The sequence below is a fragment of the Mesorhizobium sp. M0119 genome (assembly GCF_040322615.1).
GTDB lineage: Bacteria > Pseudomonadota > Alphaproteobacteria > Rhizobiales > Rhizobiaceae > Mesorhizobium.
This window is the reverse complement of record NZ_JAMYTU010000041.1, coordinates 16,966-42,382: the sequence shown is the minus strand read 5'-3', so window position 1 is coordinate 42,382 and position 25,417 is coordinate 16,966. Positions and strand designations below refer to the sequence as shown.

18 protein-coding genes and 2 pseudogenes are annotated in these 25,417 nt (G+C 58.5%); 12 read left to right on the top strand and 8 right to left on the bottom strand.

Annotated elements, in window-relative coordinates:
- Positions 1-110 precede the first annotated feature (110 nt).
- Positions 111-287 (top strand): helix-turn-helix domain-containing protein, encoded by a 177-nt coding sequence (locus tag NKJ40_RS26295; RefSeq protein WP_352468572.1) that lies wholly within the window; start codon positions 111-113, stop codon positions 285-287.
- A gap of 665 nt (positions 288-952) precedes the next feature.
- On the opposite strand, the gene NKJ40_RS26290 is transcribed toward NKJ40_RS26295, so the two are convergent.
- The 4 genes from NKJ40_RS26290 to NKJ40_RS26275 form a co-directional block, all read right to left on the bottom strand.
- Positions 953-2,320, bottom strand: coding sequence for an MmgE/PrpD family protein (locus NKJ40_RS26290; protein ID WP_352468571.1), 1,368 nt, complete (start codon positions 2,318-2,320; stop codon positions 953-955).
- A 47-nt stretch (positions 2,321-2,367) separates the two neighbouring features.
- A complete protein-coding gene (locus tag NKJ40_RS26285; RefSeq protein WP_352468570.1) occupies positions 2,368-3,255 on the bottom strand; it encodes a nitrilase-related carbon-nitrogen hydrolase in 888 nt (295 codons plus the stop codon).
- Between the two features lie 108 nt (positions 3,256-3,363).
- Complete coding sequence (locus NKJ40_RS26280; RefSeq protein ID WP_352468569.1) at positions 3,364-4,431, bottom strand: 2Fe-2S iron-sulfur cluster-binding protein; 1,068 nt, start codon at positions 4,429-4,431, stop codon at positions 3,364-3,366.
- Between the two features lie 110 nt (positions 4,432-4,541).
- Positions 4,542-5,876 carry an aromatic ring-hydroxylating oxygenase subunit alpha gene (locus NKJ40_RS26275; RefSeq protein ID WP_352468568.1) on the bottom strand — a complete coding sequence of 445 codons (1,335 nt, stop codon included), beginning with the start codon at positions 5,874-5,876 and terminating at the stop codon, positions 4,542-4,544.
- Positions 5,877-6,001: 125 nt separating this feature from the next.
- On the opposite strand from NKJ40_RS26275, the gene NKJ40_RS26270 reads away from it, so the two are divergent.
- Positions 6,002-6,892 carry a LysR family transcriptional regulator gene (locus NKJ40_RS26270; RefSeq protein WP_352468567.1) on the top strand — a complete coding sequence of 297 codons (891 nt, stop codon included), beginning with the start codon at positions 6,002-6,004 and terminating at the stop codon, positions 6,890-6,892.
- A 28-nt stretch (positions 6,893-6,920) separates the two neighbouring features.
- Here NKJ40_RS26270 and NKJ40_RS26265 read toward each other — a convergent pair.
- Positions 6,921-8,096: pseudogene (locus NKJ40_RS26265) on the bottom strand (IS3 family transposase).
- 903 nt (positions 8,097-8,999) lie between these two features.
- Between NKJ40_RS26265 and NKJ40_RS26260 the strand changes: the two are divergent.
- Complete coding sequence (locus NKJ40_RS26260; protein WP_352468566.1) at positions 9,000-10,346, top strand: NAD(P)/FAD-dependent oxidoreductase; 1,347 nt, start codon at positions 9,000-9,002, stop codon at positions 10,344-10,346.
- Positions 10,347-10,615: 269 nt separating this feature from the next.
- Here the strand turns inward: NKJ40_RS26260 and NKJ40_RS26255 are convergent, their stop codons facing one another.
- The 3 genes and pseudogenes from NKJ40_RS26255 to NKJ40_RS26245 form a co-directional block, all read right to left on the bottom strand.
- Positions 10,616-11,695 carry a GlxA family transcriptional regulator gene (locus NKJ40_RS26255; RefSeq protein WP_352468565.1) on the bottom strand — a complete coding sequence of 360 codons (1,080 nt, stop codon included), beginning with the start codon at positions 11,693-11,695 and terminating at the stop codon, positions 10,616-10,618.
- 398 nt (positions 11,696-12,093) lie between these two features.
- Positions 12,094-13,173: pseudogene (locus NKJ40_RS26250) on the bottom strand (IS5 family transposase).
- Between the two features lie 216 nt (positions 13,174-13,389).
- A complete protein-coding gene (locus NKJ40_RS26245; protein ID WP_352468564.1) occupies positions 13,390-14,340 on the bottom strand; it encodes a GlxA family transcriptional regulator in 951 nt (316 codons plus the stop codon).
- Positions 14,341-14,430: 90 nt separating this feature from the next.
- On the opposite strand from NKJ40_RS26245, the gene NKJ40_RS26240 reads away from it, so the two are divergent.
- The 9 genes from NKJ40_RS26240 to NKJ40_RS26200 all read left to right on the top strand — a co-directional run bounded on the left by NKJ40_RS26240 (position 14,431) and on the right by NKJ40_RS26200 (position 25,414).
- On the top strand, positions 14,431-15,681 hold the full coding sequence (locus tag NKJ40_RS26240) for a sarcosine oxidase subunit beta family protein (RefSeq protein ID WP_352468563.1): 1,251 nt from the start codon (positions 14,431-14,433) through the stop codon (positions 15,679-15,681).
- A gap of 22 nt (positions 15,682-15,703) precedes the next feature.
- Positions 15,704-15,994 carry a sarcosine oxidase subunit delta gene (locus tag NKJ40_RS26235; protein WP_352468562.1) on the top strand — a complete coding sequence of 97 codons (291 nt, stop codon included), beginning with the start codon at positions 15,704-15,706 and terminating at the stop codon, positions 15,992-15,994.
- Positions 15,991-18,954: a sarcosine oxidase subunit alpha gene (locus tag NKJ40_RS26230; protein WP_352468561.1), complete on the top strand. Its 2,964-nt coding sequence runs from the start codon at positions 15,991-15,993 to the stop codon at positions 18,952-18,954. The genes NKJ40_RS26235 and NKJ40_RS26230 overlap by 4 nt, the downstream gene beginning before the upstream one ends.
- Complete coding sequence (gene soxG / locus NKJ40_RS26225; protein ID WP_352468560.1) at positions 18,947-19,471, top strand: sarcosine oxidase subunit gamma family protein; 525 nt, start codon at positions 18,947-18,949, stop codon at positions 19,469-19,471. Before NKJ40_RS26230 ends, soxG begins: the two co-directional genes overlap by 8 nt.
- A gap of 56 nt (positions 19,472-19,527) precedes the next feature.
- A complete protein-coding gene (gene purU / locus NKJ40_RS26220; RefSeq protein ID WP_352468559.1) occupies positions 19,528-20,415 on the top strand; it encodes a formyltetrahydrofolate deformylase in 888 nt (295 codons plus the stop codon).
- A 2-nt stretch (positions 20,416-20,417) separates the two neighbouring features.
- The gene (folD, locus tag NKJ40_RS26215) at positions 20,418-21,317 is read left to right on the top strand and encodes a bifunctional methylenetetrahydrofolate dehydrogenase/methenyltetrahydrofolate cyclohydrolase FolD (protein WP_352468558.1); all 900 of its coding nucleotides are present in this window, start codon (positions 20,418-20,420) and stop codon (positions 21,315-21,317) included.
- 724 nt (positions 21,318-22,041) lie between these two features.
- Positions 22,042-22,521, top strand: a complete 480-nt coding sequence (gene glmS, locus NKJ40_RS26210; RefSeq protein ID WP_352468557.1) for a methylaspartate mutase subunit S — start codon at positions 22,042-22,044, stop codon at positions 22,519-22,521.
- Positions 22,518-23,924, top strand: coding sequence for a glutamate mutase L (locus NKJ40_RS26205; RefSeq protein WP_352468556.1), 1,407 nt, complete (start codon positions 22,518-22,520; stop codon positions 23,922-23,924). The genes glmS and NKJ40_RS26205 overlap by 4 nt, the downstream gene beginning before the upstream one ends.
- On the top strand, positions 23,921-25,414 hold the full coding sequence (locus NKJ40_RS26200; RefSeq protein ID WP_352468555.1) for a methylaspartate mutase subunit E: 1,494 nt from the start codon (positions 23,921-23,923) through the stop codon (positions 25,412-25,414). The genes NKJ40_RS26205 and NKJ40_RS26200 overlap by 4 nt, the downstream gene beginning before the upstream one ends.
- Positions 25,415-25,417 lie beyond the last annotated feature (3 nt).

The following is a 25,417-nucleotide window of genomic DNA, read 5'->3' as shown; positions in this document are numbered from 1 at the left end:
AAGCAACAGCAGCCTGATCAGACCAGATACCGTTCCCGATTCGAAGGCCTCCGTCGAAAGCGCTCGCGTCAACGTGCAGCGAAAATAGCGCTTACGAATGATCTCCCGGTATGCATACACTAAGGACATCGCTGCCGCTGCTGAACGCCGTGGTCATCTTCTTAGGGGCGGCACGAAACGGTGGGCTAACGGCAGCAAGCGAGGAACTCAACATTGCGCAATCGGCGGTCAGCCGGCATGTCGCCAATCTTGAGCGCCAATTGGGAGATCTAAACGAACCGTCCTGAGCACTCGTCGGGAACTTGCCCTGCGAGGTTTGCCGTAGCTCCTCCATGTATGACGACCTGACTCATACAGTCGGGCGATGTTCATGACGTTCTTCTCCAGGAGATTTTGTTACAGGCGATGCCAAATACCTTCATGCGCAGGATTTCAAATTTCGCTTCGGCTGTACCCACGCTTCATACTTCATTCTCGTGCGTCCGATACCCGATGCGGAGCGCCTCAACAAAGATGATCCGGTCGTTGGGACGCAACTCCGCCAGCCGTCTTGCGGACGCTAGCCCCACAAAGCCCCCACCGACGACCACCCAGTCAGTTCTTTGGTGGCCAGCCAGCACACGTGGCAGTGGCGGCTCAGGCAAAATCTGGTGACAACCGCAAGATTTATCATCAGTTGACAGAGTATTGATTCTCATATTCTCATAGTTGGAAACGTCCGAGGGACTAACAAGGCTTTTGAAGAGCGAGTAGTTCTTCGTCCCCTCGCCGGAGGACACGCGCGTCCGTTTGGAAACTGAAAAATCCAGCGCCGGATCTAGATCTGTTTGCGACTGGCTTCACTTATTTAGTTCCGTCACACGAGATTGGACGCGACATTCTACACTAAGCTTGGCCGATACCGATCCGGAGTTGTCCTTCGTCGAAGTCGCTAGCATTTGGATCGAAAACGCTATCTATTTGTCTCGTTCGGCGCCGTCACAAGGTCACAAAGCTCGCGTAGGCTTCTATTGGGTGAACCACCCAGAACAATCTCTGCAATTCGGTTTGCTCTCTCGCAGCCAAACGTACCGCTGCAGTTTTCGCGAAATTTGCTCATAAGGGCGTCGTCACTCAAAGGCTCGGCTGCATCGCCTATGGTGGTATGTGCTCCACTGTCGAGTACAGTGCCATCCTTTAGCGTCAATCGGACATTTGCCCATCGTTCAGCTGGAAAGAGAGCGTTGTATGTATCCATTTCGATCAGTTGAGCGTTACGGCTGACTGAAAGCACGTCTGGATCGAAAAGCCCAACACCAGCGATCTCTGATGGAGTTAGACGACCATGGACTAAGGCCGCCGCCACTGTGAATGGTAGGCTGTACTGTGCTGCGTCCGTCTCGGATGGTTCCCTGCAGCTCAACGAAACGGCTTCATGGAAGGTTTCTATCGCAACGGACTGAACATGCTCATGTGTCAACCCCGGATGGCGGATTCTCAGAGAAAGCACTGCTTGAACGGCAGGCTGTGTCCACCGGCAAACTGGTAGCGGCTTTACATATTGTTCCACAATTCGCCAACGTTGACCAAGATCAGACCATAAGTCCTTAGCCTCCAACTCCAGATCTACTGTCTCTACAGGTGCCCCGGTGAAACCCTCTGCCGCTAAGTATGCAGCAGAAGTGCCTGCAAAGGCGCCCATCGTTGAGCCATCTTTCAGCATCGTAGGGTAGGTGACAACGCGCATAAGTGGTGAGCGTGGGCCGTAGTATTCCGCAATCCCAAGAGCGTGGCACGTTTCCAATGCCGAAAGTCGCAGCATTCTGGCTCCGATCGCGGCAGGTCCAAAGGAATTCCATGCACCCGACGAGTGGAAAACTAGAGATGTCGCGTGAAGCGCTATCCCAGCTCGGGTGCTGACCTCATAACCAATCAGAAGGAGAGTCAGAAACTCATCAAAGTCATCAAGTTTCAAACTATCAGAAAAGGCAAGTGCAGCGGGCAATGCTGTGACACCGACATGTCCCTTACAGAGAACGTGCCCATCATGAGCATCATACCCGTCGATAATTGCCGCCCCGGCCATAGCTGCTCCCGGAACACTGACTTCGCGACCGTCAAGAAGAAGCCTCGCACCGCGGGCATCCGAAGTGCCAAGGTGACGAGCTGCGAAGCGGTTTACGATTTTGGCAATTGGCAGACGCGCTCCAGCGATCGCAACTCCCAAGGTGTCAATAAGGCAACGTCGAGCTTGATGACGCACATCGGCCGGCACATCGACAAAATCCAAGTCGTGAATGAAGGAAGCTACCTGCATTGCCTGCTGAATGTTTTCCGCCACAATTATCTCCGTTGCCAGTTGTTTTCGCTGATTTAACTTGATCCAACTCAAGTCGCCGGAGGGCACAATTCCCTGCAAACCAAATGATCTGACTTTTTCAGATGGCCAAGGACACGTCCAAGCTCTGTTGCTACAAGTTGAGGCGCAGAATCGCGAACCGTAGGCAAAAGCTGTCTCGCGAGCATTGTGTCCCCTGTTTCAATGGTTGCATCTATGAGCACTTCGCCCTCGCCTGCCCGAGCAAGCTCCCGTCCGTTAGCGTCGAGAATTCGCGATCCGCCCCAGAAATCTAGGGCGCCGCGGGTGCCGCAATGGTTGGTCATCACTATAGGAAGGCCGTAGATCATCGCGATGTAGCGCAAATTCGTTTCCCAACTCGCCGGATTGTCAAAATCGCCTCCGACAGCACTCCGGGCCGATGCAATGGGGTGCAGAAGGAGATCTGCCCCTTGGAGGGCAGCCAGCCAGGTGAGCGCAGGATTGTAGCTGTCAGCGCAGATTAGAGTTGCGGCTCGCGTGGTATCCACCTGTGCGAGATCGACGCGGTTCCCGGCTGAGTAAAAAAAACCCTCCCGCAAATTGCCATATGTAGGAAGGTTAAGCTTGCGATGCACATGTATTACCGTGCCATTAGATACCAAAGCCTGTGCATTGTAGCTGCTACCGTCTTCGCCGGCCTCAATGAACCCGAAGGAAACAGCCATTGACTCCGCCGCGTTCGCTACGGCAGCCATCTCAGTTGAATCGATCGAGCGCTTAAGCGATCCCAAATCCGGCGCCGAGAGATAGTCGGTGAGGGAAAGCTCTGGAAAAACGAGTAGATCGACTGCCTTTGAACGCGCTTCCATAATGAATCGCAGGTGCTTGTCGAGATTGCCCGCAATATTTGCGGGCATACACGACATTTGTGCACAGGCTAGCTTTAACCTACCCATTGGTTTGCTCTTGCCCCTTCAATGAAGATCTTAACTCCTGGGAAACCGGGATACAGGATCACCGCTCGTCGACTCTTGTTGCATGGCCGGCGTTGCGGATGGTTCGGCTTAAAACGCAGCGTCATAGTCCACGACCAATCGATCCGATGCGGGTCGCGATTGGCAAGTGAGTACGAAGCCCGCTTCTCTTTCCCACGGTTCAAGAGCGCTGGCAGGAGGAGCTTCCACGCTGCCCGCAACAATTTTAGCGACACACGAGCAGCAAGTGCCTCCGCCGCAGGAATATGGGACTTCAACTCCGCTGCGACGGGCAGCACCGACTATAGTCTCGCCAGGCCGGACATCAATGCTAGTGCCACGTCCACCTAGCCGAATTTCAACCTGGCGCGTCACGGCATCCCCTTCAGGCCAAAGGTCGCACGGCTCCAACTTGGCGGCTGCTACGCTAAACACCTCGGTGAGGATTCTCGTGGGCGCGACGCCCATTGCTTGTAGTGCGGCGCTGAGTTGCACCATCATTTCCGGCGGCCCGCATAAAAGTGCATCGTTGATGACTGAGCCCGGCACACCCGCCTCCTTGAGGATGGCGGCGAGCATCTCCCCATCGACTCGGCCCCGGAATTGCTCCAGCTCGCTATACTCGCGCGAAAACACGTGATGCACTATGAGGCGGGGCGAATAAAACTGCTTAAGTCGCTCAATTTCCGCGCCGAAGATAATGTCCTCTCGCCGCCTGTTTGCGCAGACCAAAAGAAATTGACTACGCGGCTCGCGGGCAAGCACGGTTCTGGCGATCGAGAAAATTGGAGTGACGCCCGAGCCTGCGACCACCGCAAGAATGATGCGACCACTCTCCGGGACCGGTGCCAAACCAAAGCGGCCCTTTGGCTCCATCACGCCGAGGACGTCGCCTACTTTAAGGTCGCGGTTGATGAAGGACGAGAACCGTCCGCCCGCGACCTCTTTGACAGCCACTCGGATCTCGTGATCGTCAAGGCCAGAACAGATTGAGTAAGGACGTCTCAATTGCTCGCCGTGGATCGCAGCTTCCAGGGTTAGATATTGCCCGGGCGTGAAAGCAAAACGGGCCGCAAGTCCCTGTGGAATGTCAAAGACAAGGGAGACCGCATTCGCGGTCTCCCGGCGGATTTGGCTCACGGTCAGTTGGTGAAGCATACGAATACCGTTGAGGCGCGTTTGATAAAACTGTCTAGGATTATCCCGTAACCCATGTTGTGGAACCGGATAGCCGAGCCTCGAAAGGCTTCTTTGGTAATTCGGACCGCTTAGGCAGTCTGAGTTACCTTGCACCCGGATTGCCCAGCGTAACCCTCAGGTAGTTGCCAAACCGGAGCCGCGGTCGGCCGCTCGCCTGTAAGCAGCGAACGCATTTCCGCAAGATACGCTTGAGTAAAGGAAGACGGCTCGCTCTCAAGCGCCGTGTAAGGGCCAGGCCGGTAGGCTCTAGAAGCGACTCCAGCGGCATTGTCTCCGACAATCTTCAAATCCTGGAGAGTGGTGACGTGAATCAACCAACTGATTGCATCCGCGTCAACGTTGGCATCGGCGTCTTTGTCGACCAGCCAAGTTACCACAATGTCGGTTTCCGCCACGTTGCGCGGGATAAACTGGTAAGCTGCGACGAAGTCATTGGCTGCGCTGAGGAAGGAAAGACGGCCAACTCGAAAGCCGGTCTGGCCGCCATCGTAAGTGTTTCGCCCGCCCATCAAACGCGAAACCGGCTGACCATTTTGGGAAAGAGTCTTACGACCATCGCCGATTGGCTTCCGGTGCATGCCGAACGGCGTCTTGTCGAGGCCTCCAGGCTCCCATACCCGTTTGTTGAACTCAGCATCGCCAACCAAGCTACGCCAAGTCTCGAGTTCCTGGTGCCATTCAGCCGCCTTGTCCTTGTCGCGCGTCGCACTCACTTTGACGTGCGCATTCACACTTGAATATTCGGGATGTGCTGGTCCACAATGATAGCATTCGAGGAAATTCTCGAACACGAGCTTCCAGTTGGCTCTCATCGGATAGCTCTTGCGCGCCACAATTCGCGCCCGGTCTATGCCGTGCTCGCGCAATTCGCCGTCAAGCGCATCAGCAACGGGTTGAAAGTCAGGCAAGCTAGCCTCTTCGAGGCCGCAGAACACGAGACCGCCAAGGCATTTCGTGGGCACACGATGCAATCCGACAGCGTCTGGATCGACGCCTCCGGGCAAATCTTGCCTGGTCTGTAACTCCCCAGTCAACCGAAACGACCAAGCATGATATGGGCAAACCAACAGCCGACCGCGCCCGTCCTTGGCGCAAAGTCGTGAACCGCGATGCGTGCAGACGTTGTAGTAGGCCGCGATATCTCCCTCCCCGTCGCCGAAACGAACCACGATGATCTCTTCGTCGAAGAGTTGGCGCACGATGTAACGGCCTCTTTCTGGCACCTCGCTGTTATGGGCAACAAGCGACCATTGGCGCGGAAACCATAATTCGCGTTCGAGCTCAAAGATTGCCGGGTCAACATAAAACGCCTGCTCAAGCGACCAGTTGGGGCGGTGATGATCGATAAGGCTAACAACTGAGCTCCCGTCGAGCTGCGATTTGCCTCTTGCGGTTACTTGCATTTTGAACTCCTTTGACCATAACGTTTCGTCAGGATTATGTGTCAAGCAGACTTGTGCCACAAACATCGATATGATAGTCGATCATAACAAAAAAGCATTCTTAGTTGCCCGAATGATCTCCCGCTATGAAGACACTGAGGACATCGCTGCCGCTGCTTAACGCCATGGTCGTCTTCGAGGCGGCGGCACGAAACGGGGGGCTAACGGCAGCAAGCGAGGAACTCAACATTGCGCAATCGGCGGTCAGCCGGCATGTCGCCAATCTTGAGCGCCAATTGGGAGTCCATTTATTCACGCGCAAGGGCAACCGGGCCATTCTGACTAAGGAGGGTAGCGATCTAGCTGAGGCGATCCGTGATGGTCTGGGCGCGATCAGGCAAGCGGTTGAAAGTCTGCAGGCCCCGGATCGAAATACCTTTGTGATTGGCTGCAGCTACGACATTGCGCAGATGTGGCTAATGCCGCGGTTTGATAGGGTGGTGTCACATATTCCTGACGGCCAGGTGATGCTGCTGACATCAAATGAGTATAAGGATTTTGATCGGCCGGACGTGGCACTTTCCTTCCGCTTCGGAAGACCTGAGGATTGGCCGCGGCTCGCTGCCACAAGGCTGTTTGACGGCGAGTGGTTTCCGGTCTGCTCGCCGGCATTCCTCGAGCGCTACCCAGCAGTTGCGTCGGAAGACCCGCAGGCTTTCCTAGATGTTCCGCTTCTGCACCGAACGATTAGCGTTGGCGACAACTGGCAATCTTGGATCGGCACGGAACGAAATTTGAGTGGCCCCCGATTCACGAGCTATCTGCCAATGATGGATGAGGCAATCGCTGGGCGTGGTGCTGCCCTTGCCTGGACGGGGTTCGTTGATAGGCAACTTCAGCTCGGCCAGCTTGTGCGTTTGTCGCGCACGACGCAGCGACACCGAAATTTATTCCATATTGTAACGAAAACGAAAACGAACTCGACTACTCGAGCTATCGTGCAAGCACTTGTCGATTCTGTGACGCTATATAAATGACGTTAGATTGTGACCTGCCACCGAATTTTCATCCAGCGGCAATTAGAGCCTCGGCGGGTTGTACGCCGTATGTGCGCGGGTTGAGCAACGGGCGATCGGCGGAGCTGGTCGGGGTTATGCAGCTGATCGCTCGTTGCAGTGAGATTGGCGGAATAGGCCGCGGGCGTGATGTAGCCGAGCGCCGAATGTGGGCGCGATCGGTTGTAGTCGTCCGCCCATTCGGCGATCGTCGTCTGCGCATGGTCGAGGCCGAAGAACAAGGTTTCGTTCAAGAGTTCGTTGCGCATCCGGCCGTTGAAGCTCTCGCAGAAGCCGTTCTGCATCGGCTTGCCCGGCGCAATGTAATGCCATTCCACCTTGTGATCCTTCGATCAGGGGAGGGTGGCGTTCGAGGTGAACTCGGTGCCATAGACGGAGACGATCATGCCAGGCTTGCCGCGGCGGGCGACCAGTTCCGTCAGTTCGCGCGCGACACCCCGGCCCGAGATCGAGGTGTCTGCGATCGCCGCCAGGCATTCGCGTGTCATGTGGTCGACGATGTTGAGCACGCGGAAGCGCCTGCCGCGGGCGAACTGGCCGTGGAAAATCCAGCGACCAGCGGGCGTTCGGCCTTGCCTCGGCCAGAACCGGGGCGCGGGTGCCAACCGCGCGTCGTCGTGACCGTCGCTTGCGAACCGTCAGCCCTTCCTCGCGATAGAGCCGCTCATGCGGTTGAGCCACGACGGCTCGCCCTCGCGTCTGAGCAGGATGAACAGCCGCCGATAGCCGAAGCGCCGGTGCTCAGTGGCAAGGTCTCGCAAGCGGCCGCGCAGTTCCGTCTCAGGCGGGCGGCAGGACCGGTAACGGATCATCTTGCGGTCGGCAGCAACGATCGAGCAGGCCCGCCGCTCCGACAGGCCCTGGCGCCTCAGATGCGCGACGGCTTCGCGCTTGGCGACGGGCCCTATCTTTGAAAGAAGCTCGCGCAGCGCCGAGGCTTCCAGATGATCTGGTCGGCAAGCGGCTTCTTCAGCTTCGCGTTCTCCTCCTCCAGCGCCTTCAGCTTGGCGTCCGACACCTCCAGCCCGCCATATTTGGCCTTCCAATTATACAGCGTCGCCTCCGAGATCCCGTGCTTGCGGGCCAGATCGCCCGCCTTCGCCCCCGCCTCGTGTTCCCGCAAAACCGCGATGATCTGCTCTTCCGTAAATCGCTTTCTCTTCATCAGTCCGTCCTTCAAACGAGGCCGGACTCTAATCCCAACTGGAGGAAATTACCCATGGCAGGTCAATTGGGATAAACACGTCGCTGATCCCCTACGGATTTTGCGTTTGACGCTTCGGAATCTCCAGGGCTGGCTCTGCGATGGCCCTTGATGGTGGCGTCGAGGTTTTGGGAAAGCTAGGCGACGGGGCTAACGTTGTTGAGCTTGCAAGTGCCAGGAGTGATGAGGGCAGCGCCTAACTTTCGGCCCGTAGGAACCCGCTAAAAGGGATTTCCTGGTCAAAGCACAGGCGTTTTGACCGGTTGGTGTCAAGTTCGAGCCGGTCGCCGGCGGTGAAGCGGGTGAGCCACTCTCAATGCGCGAGTCCCTGCGACCGTAATCAATGGTCGAGACGTTCATTTGGCCGTCTGCTCTCATGTAGATTCTCCGTCTCTCTATCGCAAATCTCTTGTTTTGCGCAATGCGACTTCTCCATGGTCGATCCGCGTTCAGTCGGGGGAGGGCGTAACCCGACTGGTGTTTCACGTCGCCGGCGGCGCTCGTGCTCGCGAGCACCGTGCAAATGAATTGAGCCGGCGACTGAGACCATTCTTGGAGTTGGTCCCATCACCGGGCGTTCGATGCCCGCTGGCTTTTGACGCTCAGCCCGAGCGGTGGAGAAGCGACCGATATTGGAGCGGCAGAATGACGACGATGCCAGAACCACGCACAGCTCATCACGCATCAGCTCGGATTCTTCCCCGACCGCTGCTAAAATGCGGCAATGGCTCGCGGTTGATGCAACCAAAGCGGACACGTAGACTGCCGTTTTTTCTAACGGGTTTGACGAAAAACCGAAACTAGGCCCCACAAAATCGGGAGATACTGGATGATGGAGAACAAAGCCAACAAAGGAGTAATCTCATGGCCTTTCCCAAATCATCATCCTACGTGATCATCGGTGCCGGCATTCATGGCCTTTCGACCGCCTATCATTTGGCTCTGGCACTCAAGAAGGCCCGCAAGGGTTCGGGCGCCGATATTCTTGTTGTCGACAAAGGCGGCATCGCCGCGGGAGCATCCGGCATTGCCTGCGGTGTCGTCCGCAACAACTACTTTCAACCCGCGATGCGCGAGCTCATGGCGCATTCGGTAAGCGTTTGGGAGAGCGACGCCGAAGCCTATCAATACAATCCCGTCGGCTACATGCAAATCAGTTCGGAATCGATGCACGAAGACGTTCGCAGCATCTACGAGCAGCAAAAGGCCATCGGGTATACCTCGGTCTTTATTGAAGGCGAAGTTGACTGCGACACCTATATGAAGAACATGTTTTCGGATTGGCAGGCAAAGAACATAACTTCCGTCCTTCATGAAAAGAAGGGCGGCTACGCCCATAACACTGCGGCGATCTACGCGCTGGCGAAGAAGGCAGAAAGCGAGGGTGTCCGTATCCTGACCGGCGTGACGGTGACCGGTATGACCTTCGCGAACGGATCAAGCTCGGCCCTGACCGGCATCGACACCGATCAGGGCCCCATCACATGCGACTATCTCGTCGTCGGCGCCGGCCCGTGGGTCCGCGATTTTTGGCGCATGGCGGAACTGCCGCAGACGGTCACGATCAAGGGCAAGGATGGCCAGCTCCATGGCGGTATTCCCATGTGGCGTTTTTGGCAGCTTGAGGAAGGCGTACTCGGCGTCGACCCGAGCACGTTCAGGACCAACGATGGCACGATGCCGCCGGTTATTCACGTCGACACGGACGCGCCGCTTTACTCCATCGTCGACGGAAGTCTGATTACCGACAAGATGTGGGGAATCTATTACAAGCCTGACTTCAATTTCGGCGGCGTCCAAGGCGGTGCAATGCCTTACAAGGTCGAAACGCCGGTGGAGGAGGTTCAGATCGATCCCTACGGCCCCTCCTCGCCGGAATTCATCGCCAGCAAGGAATTCGCCCATATGTGGGTGTCGGCGCTGGCTCACTGCAACAAACGGTTTGAAGGTATGATGGACAAGTTCCATCGCGAGCCGTCGGGTGGCATCGGTTGCTTCACGCCGGACAACTTCCCGGTCTTCGAAGCATTCGGTGAGAACGTCTACATCATCGCCGACTCCAATCACGGTTACAAAATGATCGGCGTGGGTGCGCTTGTTGCTGAAGAAGTCCTGGGCCATGAATCTCGCCTGCTAAAGCCTTTCCGTCTTGGCCGCTACGAAACGGGTGAGCTGCACCCGTCCTCGAACAGCCCTTATCCGTGGAGCTGATTTTTTCCCTCAACTCATTGATTGGCCGGTTTTCGCAACAGAAAGCCGGCTTTTTTTGCAATGAGACATGCGTAACGGACTGCGTTTCCCGCTCTTTGCCATCAGGCTCACTCGTCACCTTCGCCAGCTCCACGACACTTCAATTCGTGCATAATAGTCCATGGTTGCCCCTCGCCTGATGCTTGGGGGGCGAAAACAATTGGAACCCGTTCACTCTGAGCGACACCACCTTCTTGGCTATGCGACGAGCACACCCGCCCATACGGCATCTAGAGTGTTCGACGGCGTTCCTTCGAAGGCGAATGACCGAAATGCTCTTTGTAACATACAGAGAAATACGAACTTGAGCAAAAGCCGGTAGCAATCGCGATGTCGGTACTCGGTAGATTTGTGTGCATTAGCAGATCGCGCGCGTGCTCCAGCCGCAGAATTTTGTAATATCGGGCCGGCGTTTGACCGGTGTGTCGCTCAAACAGACGCTCGAGATTCCTCACGCTCAAGTCTACAGCACGCGATATCCGTTCCATGCTGAGTGGGTTTTCAAAAGAGCCTTTCATCAGCGTGGCCGCCTGCATAACTTGTGGCGGAAGCGTATCCCATCTCACCGAGCTTCCTGGCCGCTGCTCCGAATCGCCCGTCCGGATGCGATCCACCTGAAACTGATTGGCAATAGAGCGCGCAAGCGCTGCTCCGTGCTCGCGCGTTATGAGGTGCAGCATCATGTCAAGACTCGCGGTGCCACCCGCGCAGGTGTAGCGGTTTCCGTCAATTACGAAGAGGTCGTTGCACAGCCTCACCTCAGGGAACTCCTCCCGGAAGGCTGGTTGCCCTTCCCAATGCAAGGTGCATCGCGCATTGTTGAGCAAATCAGCTCTTGCCAAGAAGACCGATCCCATTGAAAGGGCACCCATCTTGCAGCCTTGGCGGGCGCGTTTGTTCAAGGCTGCATTGAGTCGGTTCTGGTCGTGGGCAACGAGGGTCATACCAGCGCAAACGAAAACGTAATCAGGTGCACCTGATGTGCCAAATCGCTCATGGACTTTCACCTCGAGACCATTTGATGCGGTGGCGGTGTTACCGTCCTCTGAGGTGAAACGCCAGTTATAGACCTCCCGATCAAGGAGGCGATTAGCGGTACGCAACGGCTCGATCGCGCTGGTCAACGACATCATCGAAAATGCATCGAGCAAAACAAATTCGATCACCTGCATCTTTCCGCAAGCAGCGTTTGGGTTGCCGGACGACCAATTTGCGTTTTTCCCCCTTGGTTCCATGATTCGGATTTGAAGCTCTGCATAGTAATTACTGTTGCGGGGATCGGCGGCCGACTTCTCAAAAAGGCCATCCATTGTTTAGTGGCTACGGTCATAATTGATGTTAGTAAACAAGTAAATGACATCTCCGCAAAACGGACATGGACTGCGTCACAGGACTAACAGGTCCGGCTATTCCCGCGCTCCTAGTCTAGCAAACGCTATGATGGTCGACGCCATCGGCCGTGATTGATGCCCCAAGTAGCTCAACGAGACGTTATCGCTGTAATCGCAGGCTGTGCGGTTGGCTTAAGCTAAAGCGATTGCGCTGGTCAAAACTGGACACCTCGAACTACCGGCGTTTCGCGGACCGGTAGGGCCGCGCCGATGTTCTGCGTGGACTGATGAACGGAGATCGCTTCGGATTTGGTTTTTGAGGTTGATGCGGTTTGCCGATTTCGGCATCGCGGCGGCGGTTTGCGCCGCCTTCGCCGTCATGCGGGCGCAGTTCGCCCCTGGTGCCATACGAAGCGGGTGAGATTGTAGGCGAGGTTGGCCATGCCGATCTTGATCCTGGCCCGCGCGATGCCGATCGTGCGCACGATCAGACCCATGCGGGATTTCTGCTGCGCGAAGACGTGCTCGACAAAGGCACGGATTTTGGAGCGTCGGCCGTTGGCCCGCGACGTCGCCTCGCTCATGGGCCGGCCCTGCGGCTTCTTCTGGTGAATGTCGGAGACGTAGCCGTTCCGGTCGAGCCACTCCTCGTTTTTCTTCCAGCGATAGGCCGTGTCGGCCCACACCGTCGAGCCGGTGTTGCCGCGGTTGAGCACATTGCGAAGCTGAGCACCGTCATAGGCTGACGCGCCCGTGACGTTCCATCCTCGGATGAAGCCGTGTCTGCGATCGATCGAGGCGTGGTTCTTGTAGCCAAAGGCGGGAATGGCGATGTCGCGTTGCTGCGCCTTTCCCTCTTCGGCGACCTTGGCTTTCGAGAACTTCACCGTCCAGCGTGCATCGCGGTCCTTCTGGCGCAGCTTCGCGGGCTTGTTCTTCCACTCGTCCGGAACCTTGCCCGCCTTAATGTCAGTCTTCTCGGCGTCGGTGTTGCGCTGCTAGGGCGCCGCCACGATGGTGGCATCGACGATCTGCCCGCCCATCGCCAGGTAGCCGGCCTTGCCGAGGTGCTTGTCGAAACGGGCGAACAGGTTGTCCACCGCGCCGGCCTGTGTGAGATGCTCCCGCAACAGCCAGATCGTCCTGGCGTCCGGCACCCTGTCTCCGAGACCCAGCCCGAGGAAGCGCATGAAGGATAGTCGGTCCTGGATCTGGAACTCGGCCTGGTCGTCAGACAGGCCGTAGAGCGCCTGCAGAACCATGATCTTGAACATCATCACCGGATCGTAAGGCGGCCGGCCACCCTTCGCGCCATCGGAGCGCTTCAGCGCCTTGCCGAGCGGCTTGCGGAAAACCTCCCACGCCACCACCGCATTCAGCTTCTCCAGCGGATCGCCGGCCTCGCTCAGCCGCAGATAGCGCTCGTCGATGTCCCAGAACCCCGCCTGTCCCCGCATTCGCAGCCTCCCGCAAATCACAATGACAGTGAATCACGAAGCGGTCGAAATGGGGAGGTTTTCGAGGTGTCCAACTGGTTCGATCCTTCCCTGATTATCGTGAACAACGTCTGCTGTCTTTACGGCTCTAAGCGGCGCTTGTTTGTTACGTTCGACCGCCCCGTCGCAAAACAAGCCGCCCTGTCAAATCCAAGGTTCTAACCTTGAACATAATAGTCAACTCCGTTCCTTTTTCGGGCTCTTTCCAAACAGTGCCGAATAGCATCGGGAGAGGTGAGCTGCACTTGAGAAGCCTGTTGCAAAGGCGATTTCGGATATAGAAAGGGGGCTCTGCTGCAACAGGCGGCGCGCATGCGCAAGGCGAAACTTTCGATAGACGTCCGAATACCCCGCGTTGAGATGCTCGGAAAACAGGCGATCGAGGTGACGCTTGCTTACACCGGCATAGATCGCCATCTGGGAGCGCTGTAAAGGCCGCTCGATAGCAGCTTCCATCTTCTCCAAAACATTCAACAGGATTGGATGGTTGACCCCGAAGCGCTCGGCGGCGGAGGCCCGTTGTGGCGCCGTTGGTTCTGCAACCGCAGTATGCAGGTACCAGTCGCTGACGCGGCGGGCGAAATCCGCTCCCATCCTCTCCGAAATAAGGGCGTGCATCATATCCAGAGGCGCGATCCCACCTCCGCAGGTAATGCGGTTTCCGTCGAGCACATATCTGGCCTGGCGTGGACTGAGCAGAGGAAACGCTTCAACAATTGCCGCTGCATGCTCCCAATGGACTGTAAAGTCCCGGCCATCGAGCAAGCCGGCAGCAGCCAAAAGATAAGGTCCACCTGAAATTCCGCCGATGCGAACCCCGTTGCGAGACAACTGGCGCAGCGCTGCGAAAAGCGCGGCCGAGCCTTGGCTCGCTGGATTTCCGCCGGCGCAGACGAAGATGATGTTCAGCACAGAACGATCCAGCCGCTGGCAGGGGATGATGGCGCCGGAAGAGCTGGCCACAGCTGTTCCGTCAATCGAAATCGGTCTGACGTCGTAGAGTGCTTGGCCAGCAAGAAGGTTTGCAGCGCGCAGCGGCTCCGTTGCGGACGCATACGACATCAGTGAAAAGCCGGGCAGCAATAGAAACCCAATTGTCTGCGTAAGCCGGTTGGTTTGATCAGACATGGCTCTTCTGTATCGTTTTTTGGCTCCCTGAAGATAAGAATAATCGTCTTGGCGAGATATACAAGCTGAAACCACATGGAACCAAATCCTATGCGCTACTCAGCTCTCTCTATCCTTTTCAATGGACTTCGCGGCAACAAGGCCTGGACTCCGGCCTGGCGCCAGCCCGAACCCAAGCCGCATTACCACGTGATCATCGTTGGTGGCGGCGGACACGGTCTTGCCACGGCCTATTATCTCGCCAAGGAATTCGGGATCACCAACGTCGCGGTGCTGGAGAAGGCTTATATCGGCTCCGGCAATGTCGGCCGCAACACCACCATCATCCGTTCCAACTACCTCCTGCCCGGGAACAATCCCTTCTACGAACTGTCGATGAAGCTGTGGGAAGGGCTGGAGCAGGATTTCAACTTCAACGCCATGGTCTCGCAGCGCGGAGTGCTCAACCTCTTCCACTCGGACGCCCAGCGCGATGCCTATACGAGGCGCGGCAACGCCATGCGCCTGCACGGCGTCGACGCTGACCTGCTCGACCGCGCCGCGGTGCAAAAGATGCTGCCCTTCCTTGACTACGACAATGCCCGTTTCCCGATCCAGGGCGGCCTGTTGCAGAAGCGCGGCGGCACCGTGCGCCACGATGCGGTCGCCTGGGGCTACGCGCGCGGCGCCGACAGCCGCGGCGTCGATATCATCCAGGGCTGCGAGGTCACCGGCATCCGCCGCGAGAACGGCCGCGTCGCCGGCGTCGAGACCTCGCGCGGCTTCATCGGCTGCGGCAAGCTGGCGCTGGCGGCGGCCGGCAATTCGTCTGAAGTCGCCCGCATGGCGGATCTGAAGCTGCCGCTGGAAGGCCATGTGCTGCAGGCTTTCGTTTCGGAGGGGCTGAAACCGTTCATCGACGGCGTCGTCACCTTCGGCGCCGGTCATTTCTACGTTTCGCAGTCCGACAAGGGCGGCCTTGTCTTCGGCGGCGACATCGACGGCTACAATTCCTATGCGCAGCGCGGCAACCTTGCGACGGTCGAACACGTTGTGGAAGCCGGCAAGGCGATGATCCCGGCGTTGTCGCGGGTCAGGGTGCTGCGCTCCTGGGGCGGCATCACGGACATGTCGATGGACGGATCGCCGATCATCGACCGCACTCCGATCGACAACCTCTATCTGAATGCCGGCTGGTGCTATGGCGGCTTCAAGGCGACGCCTGCCTCGGGCTTCTGCTTTGCCCATCTGCTGGCACGCGGCACGCCGCAGGCAACCGCGACGGCCTTCCGCCTCGACCGCTTCCAACGCGGTTACCTCATCGACGAAAAGGGCCAGGGCGCCCAGCCCAACCTTCACTGATCTTGGATCAAGGACATTCCAAATGGTAAGTCTCGTGCCCTGCCTGCATTGCGGGCCTCGACCAAAAGAGGAATTCACCATCAAGGGCGCAGCGCTTGCGCGGCCGGTGGCCGATGCCGGCATTGATGCCTGGTTCGACTATGTCTATCTGCGCGACAATCCCCGCGGCGCCTACGAGGAATACTGGCACCATACCTCCGGCTGCCGCCGCTGGCTGGTCGTCGCGCGCGACACCGTGACCCATGAAATCGCCGCTTGCCGCGACGCTGCATGCGTCGAGAAAACCGTTGACCGGCAAGGAGCTAGCGCATGACCTCCTACCGTTTGCCCAAGGGCGGATTGATCGACCGCACCAGACCCCTATCGTTCACCTTCGACGGCAAGTCGATGCAGGGGCTTGACGGTGACAGCCTGGCCTCGGCGTTGCTGGCCAACGGCCGCCGCCTCATCGGCCGCAGTTTCAAATATCACCGGCCGCGCGGCATCCTGACGGCAGGCGCCGCCGAGCCGAATGCGTTGATGACCATCGGCAGTGGCGGGCGCACCGAACCCAACACCCGCGCCACCATGCAGGAGCTCTATGCCGGGCTGGAAGCGAAGAGCCAGAACCGCTGGCCGTCGCTTAACCTCGACATCGGCGCACTGAACAGCCTGTTGTCGCCCTTCCTTGGCGCCGGCTTCTACTACAAGACCTTCATGTGGCCGGCCCCCTTCTGGGAAAAGGTCTACGAGCCCTTCATCCGCAAGGCGGCCGGCCTCGGCAAGGCGGCCTACGAGGCCGATCCCGACGCCTATGACAAATGCTGGGCCCATTGCGACCTGCTCGTCATCGGCGCCGGACCGGCTGGCCTGGCCGCAGCGCTGACGGCCGGTCGCGCCGGCGTCAGCGTCATTCTCCTCGACGAACATCCGCTTGCCGGCGGCGCGCTTCTTACCGAGACGGCAACGGTCGACGGTCGGCCGGCCGCCGATTTCGCCAGCGTCTGCGTCGCAGAACTCGAAGCGCTACCGAATGTCACCCTGCTTGCCCGCACCACCGCCTTCGGTTGGTATGACGGTAATGTCTTCGGCGCCGTCGAGCGGGTGCAAAAGCATGTTGCCCAGCCGAAGCCCGACGTGCCGGTGGAGCGCCTCTGGCGCATCGCCGCCGAGCGCGCGGTACTGGCCACGGGGGCGGAAGAGCGGCCGCTGGTGTTCGGCGGCAACGACATTCCGGGCGTGATGATGGCAGGCGCGATGCGCCATTACCTCAACCGCTATGCGGTCGCCCCCGGCAAGACGGCGGCGATCTTCACCACTAACGACAGCGGCTATGCGCTTGCCCGTGACCTCGAAGCGCAAGGCCTCCAGCTTGCGGCCATCATCGACAGCCGCGAGAACGGCGGCAGTTCTTATGCGGGCAAAGCGCGCCTCATCAGGGGTGCCGTAGTAACGGATGCCAAGGGCGGCAAGACGCTGAGCGCAATCGATATCCGCGCGAACGGCCGCAGCGAAAGCCTCGCCATCGATGCACTCGCCATGGCCGGCGGTTTCAGCCCAATCATCCATCTCGCCTGCCACCGTGGAGCTAAGCCGGCTTGGTCGGACGAACACGCAGCCTTCCTCGCGCCCGGCAATCTGAAGGGGCTCGTGCTCGCCGGGGCGGTCAACGCTGCAGACGGTCTTGCCGCCTGCCTTGCCGACGGCGCGCAAAAGGGCGCTGGTATGGCGGCGGAGCTGGGGTTCACGGCGGCAGCCGCCGACTTCGCCACGGTCGTAGGCGATATCGTCGCTCCACCAGCCAAGCCCCTGTGGTCGATCGCCGGCGTCAAGGGTAAGGCCTTCGTCGATTACCAGAACGACGTGCACCGCAAGGATCTCGGCGTTGCCGTCAGCGAAGGCTACGGCCATGTCGAGCTTGCCAAGCGCTACACAACCAACGGGATGGCGACCGACCAGGGCAAGCTCTCCAACGTCAATGCCATCGGCCTTCTCGCCGAAGCGCGCGGCGTCTCGCCGGCCGAGGTCGGCACGACGACATTCCGGCCGTTCTACACGCCGGTCTCCTTCGGCGCGCTGACAGGCCCCCATCACGGCCGCCATTTTCAGCCGGTGCGCAAATCGCCGCTGCACGGCTGGGCGGAAAAGCACGGCGCCGTCTTCGTCGAGACTGGTCTCTGGTACCGCTCCTCCTGGTTCCCACGCCCCGGCGAGCAGTCTTGGCGCGACAGTGTTGACCGCGAAGTGCTGAACGTACGCCGCAATGCGGGGCTCTGCGACGTCTCGATGCTCGGCAAGATCGAGGTCTGTGGCGCAGACGCAGCCGAATTCCTCAATCGCGTCTATTCTAACGCCTTCCTGAAACTGCCCATCGGCAAGGCTCGCTACGGCCTGATGCTGCGCGAGGACGGCATGATCTACGACGACGGCACCACCAGCCGGTTGGAGGAAAACCGCTTCTTCATGACGACAACCACCGCCTATGCCGCCGGTGTCATGAATCATCTGGAATTCTGCGCCCAAGCGCTGTGGCCCGATCTCGACGTGCGCCTCGCCTCGGCAACCGACCAGTGGGCGCAGATGGCAATCGCCGGTCCGAAAGCCCGCACGATCCTGCAGAAGATCGTCGATGACGACGTCTCCGACGCAGCCTTCCCCTTCCTGGCGGCGAAAGAGGTCTCGCTGTTCGGTGGCCAGTTGCATGGCCGACTGTTCCGCATCTCGTTTTCGGGCGAACTCGGCTATGAGCTTGCGGTGCCGGCCGGCTATGGCGAAAGCGTCGCCGACGCGCTGATGGACGCCGGCTTGTCCGACGGCATCATGCCCTATGGCGTCGAGGCGCTCGGCGTGATGCGCATCGAAAAGGGCCATGTCACCCACAACGAGATCAACGGCACCGTCGTGCCAGCCGATCTCGGCTTTGCGAAAATGGTCTCGGGCGCCAAGGCCGATTTTATCGGCAAGGCGATGGTGGATCGCGAAGGCCTCGCCGCGGCCGACCGGCCGCGCCTGGTTGGCGTCATGCCGCTCGATCCGAAGCAATCCTTCCGCACCGGCTCCCACATCCTCGCCAAGGATGCCGTGGCGACGCTCGAAAACGACCAGGGCTATGTCACCTCAAGCGCCTATTCACCGCATATCGGCTCTACCATCGGCCTTGCGCTCGTCAAGCACGGGCCGGAACGGCACGGCGAGGAAGTGGTGGTGTGGAACGGCCTGCGGGGCGAGTTTACCGCCGCGCGGCTGTGCAATCCGGTTTTCGTCGATTCGCAGAACGAGAAGCTCCATGTCTGATTTCCGCCCGATCCTTCGCCCGGCGCTTGCCGCCAAGACCGCCATCTCCTCCCCTCAGGTCAAACTCTCGGCCCTGCCGGAAGGCGCGATCGTGCATGTGCTTGCCCAACCCGGCGAACACGACATGGCATCCTTTCTGAGAGCTCTCGGCAAGGGCGCCGTTCGCAGCGTTTCGCCCGGACAATGGTTCATCGTCGGCGATGAGCCGATGACGCACCGGGATATGAAGGCCCTGTTGGAGACGCTCGAACCGCGCGCCACCGGAATCGACCAGAGCGGTGGCCGCGTTCGGATCCGCATTGAAGGCAGTCAGGCCGCGCGCGTCCTGTCGAAGGGCACGGCCGTCGACCTTTCCGCCGGCTCCTTACCCGTCGGGCAATCAGCGACGACTCTGGTCGGCCACATCGCCGCCCACATCACCCGCATCAACACCGACTCCTTCGAGCTGATGGTACTGCGAGGTTTTGCAGAGAGCCTTTGGGACGATCTCACGAGAATGAGTGCTGAGTATCGATAGTCGGGACAAGCACTGCAAATCGTGCGGTTGGTTTGCTGGTTACAAAGGAAGTAAGTATGCCTAACAACTTGATTTTGACCGTAACGTGTAGGTCCACTCGTGGCATCGTCGCAGCGATTTCCACCTTTCTGGCGGACAGCGGCTGCAATATCGTCGACAGCTCGCAGTTCGACGATCTCGATACCGGAAAATTTTTCACCCGCGTTTCGTTTATTTCCGAAGAAGGGGTCACGCTGCCCGCACTGAGGGAGTCGTTTGCCCCGGTGGCCAAGAAATTTGGCATGGAGGCGGAAATTCGTGATGGCGCCAGCCGCATGAAGGTACTGCTAATGGTCTCGCGCTTCGGTCATTGTCTCAACGACCTGCTTTACCGCTGGAACATCGGCGCGCTCCCCATCGACATCGTTGGCGTCATCTCCAACCACTTCGACTACCAGAAGGTCGTAGTCAACCACGATATTCCCTTCCACCACATTCAGGTGACCAAGGAAAACAAGTCACAGGCCGAAGCGCAGATCGTGGCGGTTGTTGAACAGACTGGCACCGAGTTCATCGTCCTGGCCCGCTACATGCAGATCCTATCAGATGAGATGTGCCAGAAGATGTCCGGCAAGATCATCAACATCCACCACTCCTTCCTACCAAGCTTCAAGGGCGCCAACCCCTACAAGCAAGCATACGAGCGCGGCGTCAAGCTGATTGGCGCCACGGCGCACTACGTCACGGCCGATCTCGACGAAGGTCCGATCATCGAGCAGGACATCGCCCGCATCACCCATGCCCAGAGCGCGGAGGATTATGTCTCGATCGGCCGTGATGTTGAAAGCCAGGTTTTAGCCAGAGCTATACACGCGCACATTCACCACAGGACGTTCATCAACGGCAACAGGACCATCGTGTTTCCAGCCAGTCCCGGCTCCTATGCGTCCGAGCGGATGGGATGAGCATGGTTACTGTTATCTATGGGAAGCAAGTCGCTGCTTCCGTAACCGACAGGATCAAGACCGCCGCTGCAAAGCTCGAGAAGCAGAGTAGTGTCAAAACCGGTCTTGCTGTGGTTATCGTCGGCGACGATCCGGCAAGCCATGCCTATGTCAATTCCAAGAGCAAGATGGCCAAGGAATGCGGCTTCAAGTCGGTGCAGCACACGCTGCCTGCCGAAACCAGCCAGGAAGAGCTCGCAGCGCTCGTCGCTACGCTCAACACCGAGCCTTCGATCCACGGCATTCTCGTGCAGCTTCCGCTACCGAAGCATCTCAACAGTGATGCGATCATTCAGTCGATCCTGCCTGAAAAGGATGTCGACGGCCTGCATGTCGTCAACGCAGGCAAGCTCGCAACGGGCGATCTCGAAACCGGTCTCGTCTCCTGCACACCGGCCGGTGCGATGGTCTTCGTACGCCGCACGCATGGCGAAGATCTTTCGGGATTGAACGCCGTTGTCATCGGCCGCTCGAACCTTTTCGGCAAGCCGATGGCTCAGCTTCTTCTTAACGCTAATGCGACTGTGACAATCGCTCATTCACGCACGAAAGACCTGCCGTCCGTCTGCCGCAATGCCGATATTCTGGTGGCGGCCGTCGGCCGTCCTGAAATGGTCAAAGCCGATTGGGTGAAGCCCGGCGCGACGGTGATCGATGTCGGCATCAACCCCATTGCCGCACCGGAAAAAGACAAAGGGAAGACGAAGCTCGTCGGCGACGTCGCATTCGCCGAAGCCGAACAGGTCGCCGCGGTAATCACGCCTGTTCCAGGTGGAGTAGGACCAATGACGATTGCCATGCTGATGGCAAATACCGTGATTGCGGCCTATCGCAGTCTGGGAAAAACCTTGAAGATACCCTAAGCTTCGGCGCATGAGACCCGCTGTGCTGAACTCGGTTGTCCGGTAAAACACATGGCGCTACGGGTGATTGCAGTCTGAGAAGAGCGACGCAATGTAAAGTAGCAAAACTGCAAAGTTGAGGTCGCTTCGATGCTGCGCCTGCGGCGTGACTTGATTGCGATTTATCAGTTCAATCAAGTTTCGCGTCATATTCTGCAGGTTTGGAGGGTCAAGCCTAGCTTTCAGAAGGCCAAGTTCTCACGACAACGCATTTGATCGACTGCTGCGGTCTCGGATCCAGGCTGAAATTGTATGTCTTAAGACAATTCCCGCTGCGGCGCCGATCTCTTCTGGCAAGTTGGGCCAGCAGGCTAGGGCTTTTGGCGATTTCAGCCGGCCGCTGTTGAAGTCGCCCCCGAGCACACCACCGCCACGTCCGCTCCTCACGAGCCGTGAGGGCGAGGGTGTCCTACTCCAACAACGTGTAGCCGCGGGCCAGCGGAAAGCAGCCGAACGCGCTAACGCATGCCGAATCGTGGACCTGCCATTCGTTGAGCCCGTGCGGGGCGCCTAGAGCCAGCTTCGCAGCGAAGCTTCTCTCTTCCAGCCTCTGAAGTATGGGCATCACGACTGATAAGCATAATTTAACTTATAGACGATATATATCAGATACATTGACTACAGAACTTTGAACGTCTAATGAAGGTTCGCTATGCAGGGTTGTCTGCACAAGGGGCATGGTCGAATGAGCGGAACAGTGACGGAAACCAAATTTAAGGTTGTCTTGGGCGTCATCGGCGCTGACTGCCACGCAGTGGGCAACAAGATCATCAAGAGCGTCCTGGAGCCTTTGGGCATTGACGTCGTCAACCTCGGTGTGATGGTGAGCCAAGACGAATTCATCGACGCAGCGATCGAGACTGGGGCCGATGCAATTCTGGTCTCGTCGATCTACGGACATGGTGAGATCGATTGCGCCGGTTTTCGCGGTCGCTGCATCGAACGAGGCCTGCCTGACATTGTCCTCTACGTTGGCGGCAATCTGGTAATCGGCAAGGTGGACTTCTCAGACGTCGAGAACCTGTTCAGGAGCATGGGCTTCGATCGTGTTTTCCCGCCCTCGGCGGATCTCAATGAAGTGGCAGCGCTCTTGAAGGCGGATATCCTCAAGCGCGTGGCGCACCATCATGAAAGCGATCATCTAGAAGTGCGTCGCGCAGGATGATCGTCGTCTCGATCGACATCGGATCGACCTGGACCAAGGGTGCCGCGTTTTCGCTGCGGTCCGACAACGATCTCAGGTTGTTGCGCCGGAGCAGTTGTCCGACGACCATTCAGGATCTTTCGATCGGTTTCGAAAGCGTGCTCAAAAGCCTTGTCCACCATGGCGAGGACTACGAGCTCTGCTTCTCCTCATCCGCCAAGGGCGGCCTTGCAGTCGCTGCCGTCGGGCTTGTCCCTGAGCTCACTGCCGAAATGGCAAAGGTCACCGCTTGCTCGTCAGGTGCTCGACTGACGAAAAGCTTTGCTTATGAATTGAGTGCGGAAGATATCGTTTCGCTTAAGCAATCCGCGCCGGATATCATCCTGTTGTCGGGTGGATCTGACGGAGGGAATGTTTCCTATCCGGCGCGCAATGCAGAGAGGATTGCGGAGGCCGGTATCGCGTGTTCCGTCGTCTATGCTGGCAACAGGAACGTTCGTGAGCATGTCGCAGCGGTCTTGAAAGGCCATGACGTGGTCTGCACTGAGAACCTCCTGCCGACGCTGGACACACCGAACCCGGAGCCGGCAAGAGCGGCCATTCGCGAAATATTCCTGCAGAAGATAACCTCCGGCAAGGGCTTGGACCGCATCATCGATCGGGCCGGATGCGAGCCCTGTCCCACGCCCTATGCCCTGTATGAATTCTGCAGATCATTGGCGACGCATGCGCCCGAACTCGGCGAGTTTGTACTGATCGACATGGGCGGCGCGACCACCGACGTTTACTCGTACCATGAGGACCTGCCCGTACCCGGCACCGTGCGCCGTGGGCTCCCCGAACCGACGATCAAGAGAACGGTGGAGGGAGATCTGGGAATGCGGGTTTCCGCCGTTTCTGCCGTTGAGGCGGCGGGGCAAATAATCCCGTTGCCGGAGTCCGACACTCCAGCTCTCCACCGCTATGTCGGAAAATTGACCTCGTCACCGGAACACCTCGCGGTCACGCCCCAGGAACGGCGCTTCGATGCTTTGCTGGCAGCCGCCAACATTACGACATCGATCATGCGCCATGCGGGTCGAGCCCAGGAAGTCGCGACTGCGGATGGGATCGTGACGGTACATACCGGGCGCGATCTTACATCGGTGAAAACCATCATCGGCACCGGTGGTTATCTTTCTCATTCTTTCGACTTCGATCCACGCGCTCACCTCTCCGGGATCGGCATCGACAAGTTCGGCAAACGCATCCTCGTGCCGCAATGCGAATCCTATCTCCGCGATCCCAGAAATTTGCTTACCCTGCTCGCCAGCGTCTCAAGGAAGCATCCCGCCGCTGCGGCGACCGCCGCATTTCGCCTGCTGGCCGGCGCGGATATCGCAGCAAACCCGCGACCTCTCCAAAAGGCCTCATGTGCACTATGAGCGATATTAGCCTGAATGACCTGTCTAATGCCAAACTGGACTACGCGGATTATGTGCGGGAGCGCGATACGGTCCTCATAACCTGGCACACCGGACGGAACGTCGACTTTGCCCGCGGCGTTGCCCGACACCGCGACATGCCGGACCCAAAAAAATTCGCAGTCGCGTTGGCTGAGGCCGAGCGGGATCAGCGAACTCTGCTGCAGCCGAGGGCAGGTGTTGCGCTGCTTCGCGAGCATACCAAGTTGCTCAACGATCTTTCTCCCTATTGCGACGTGCTGCCGACCACAGTCGACGCCTATACGAGGCACAATCGTTACGAGGAGGCTCAGAAGGGCATTGATCGTTCGCGCGCTGCTGGAAAGTCGCTTCTCAACGGCTTTCCGCCCGTCAATCACGGCGTTTCCGGTTGCGAGCAACTGGTCGACAGCGTCTCGAAACCCATCCAAGTCCGCCATGGCACGCCCGATGCACGGCTGATGGCGGAGATCACGCTCGCTTCCGGATTCAGCAGCTTCGAAGGCGGCGGCATTTCCTATAACATTCCCTATTCCAAGAATGTGCCATTGGCCCGATCCATCCGTCATTGGCAGTACTGCGATCGATTAGTCGGGCTCTACGAAGCCGAAGGCGTCAGTATCAATCGCGAACCGTTTGGTCCCCTGACCGGCACCCTGGTCCCTCCGTTCATCTCGCACACGGTCGCGCTGCTGGAGGGCCTCCTCGCGCTGCAGCAAGGGGTTAGGTGCATCACCCTCGGCTACGGACAGGCTGGAAATCTCGCGCAGGACGTCGCGGCAATGCGGTCGCTGCGTCGGCTTGCCCATCACTATTTCGGCCTGTTTGGCTATGGCGACTACGCGCTTTCCACGGTGTTTCACCAATGGATGGGCGGGTTTCCCGAAAATGAAGCCAAGGCCTATTCGGTGATCGCTCTCGGTGCGGCAGCCGCCAAGTTTGGCGGTGCAACGAAAATCATCGTCAAGACACCCCATGAAGCCAGCGGGGTTCCAACCATGGAAGCCAACCGCGCCGGCCTGCAGGCGACTGAACAGATGATCAACATGGTGAGCGATCAGGGCTACCTGGCAACGAGCGAAATCGATCAGGAGGTCGCGCTCATCGAACGCGAAGTGCATTCGGTGATGGCCCGGGTCATCCAACTCGGCCAAGGGAACCTGGCAAAGGGCATTGTTCTCGCTTTCGAAGCGGGCGTTGTCGATATTCCCTTCGCGCCAGCGAGTGTCAATGCTGGCCTGATGACACCTGTTCGCGACAACAATGGTGCGATCCGGATTTTCGACCAGGGCAATATCCCGCTACCGGACGACGTCATCGCATTGCACCGGGACAAGGTTACCGAGCGCGCCACTGCGGAGGGGCGATTTGCATCCTTCTCGATGGTGGTCGATGACGTGCGTGCGATTTCCGCAAGCAGGCTTGTCGGTCGACCGAATCGGTTTCCCCAATCGCTGCGAACCCCAATCTAGAGA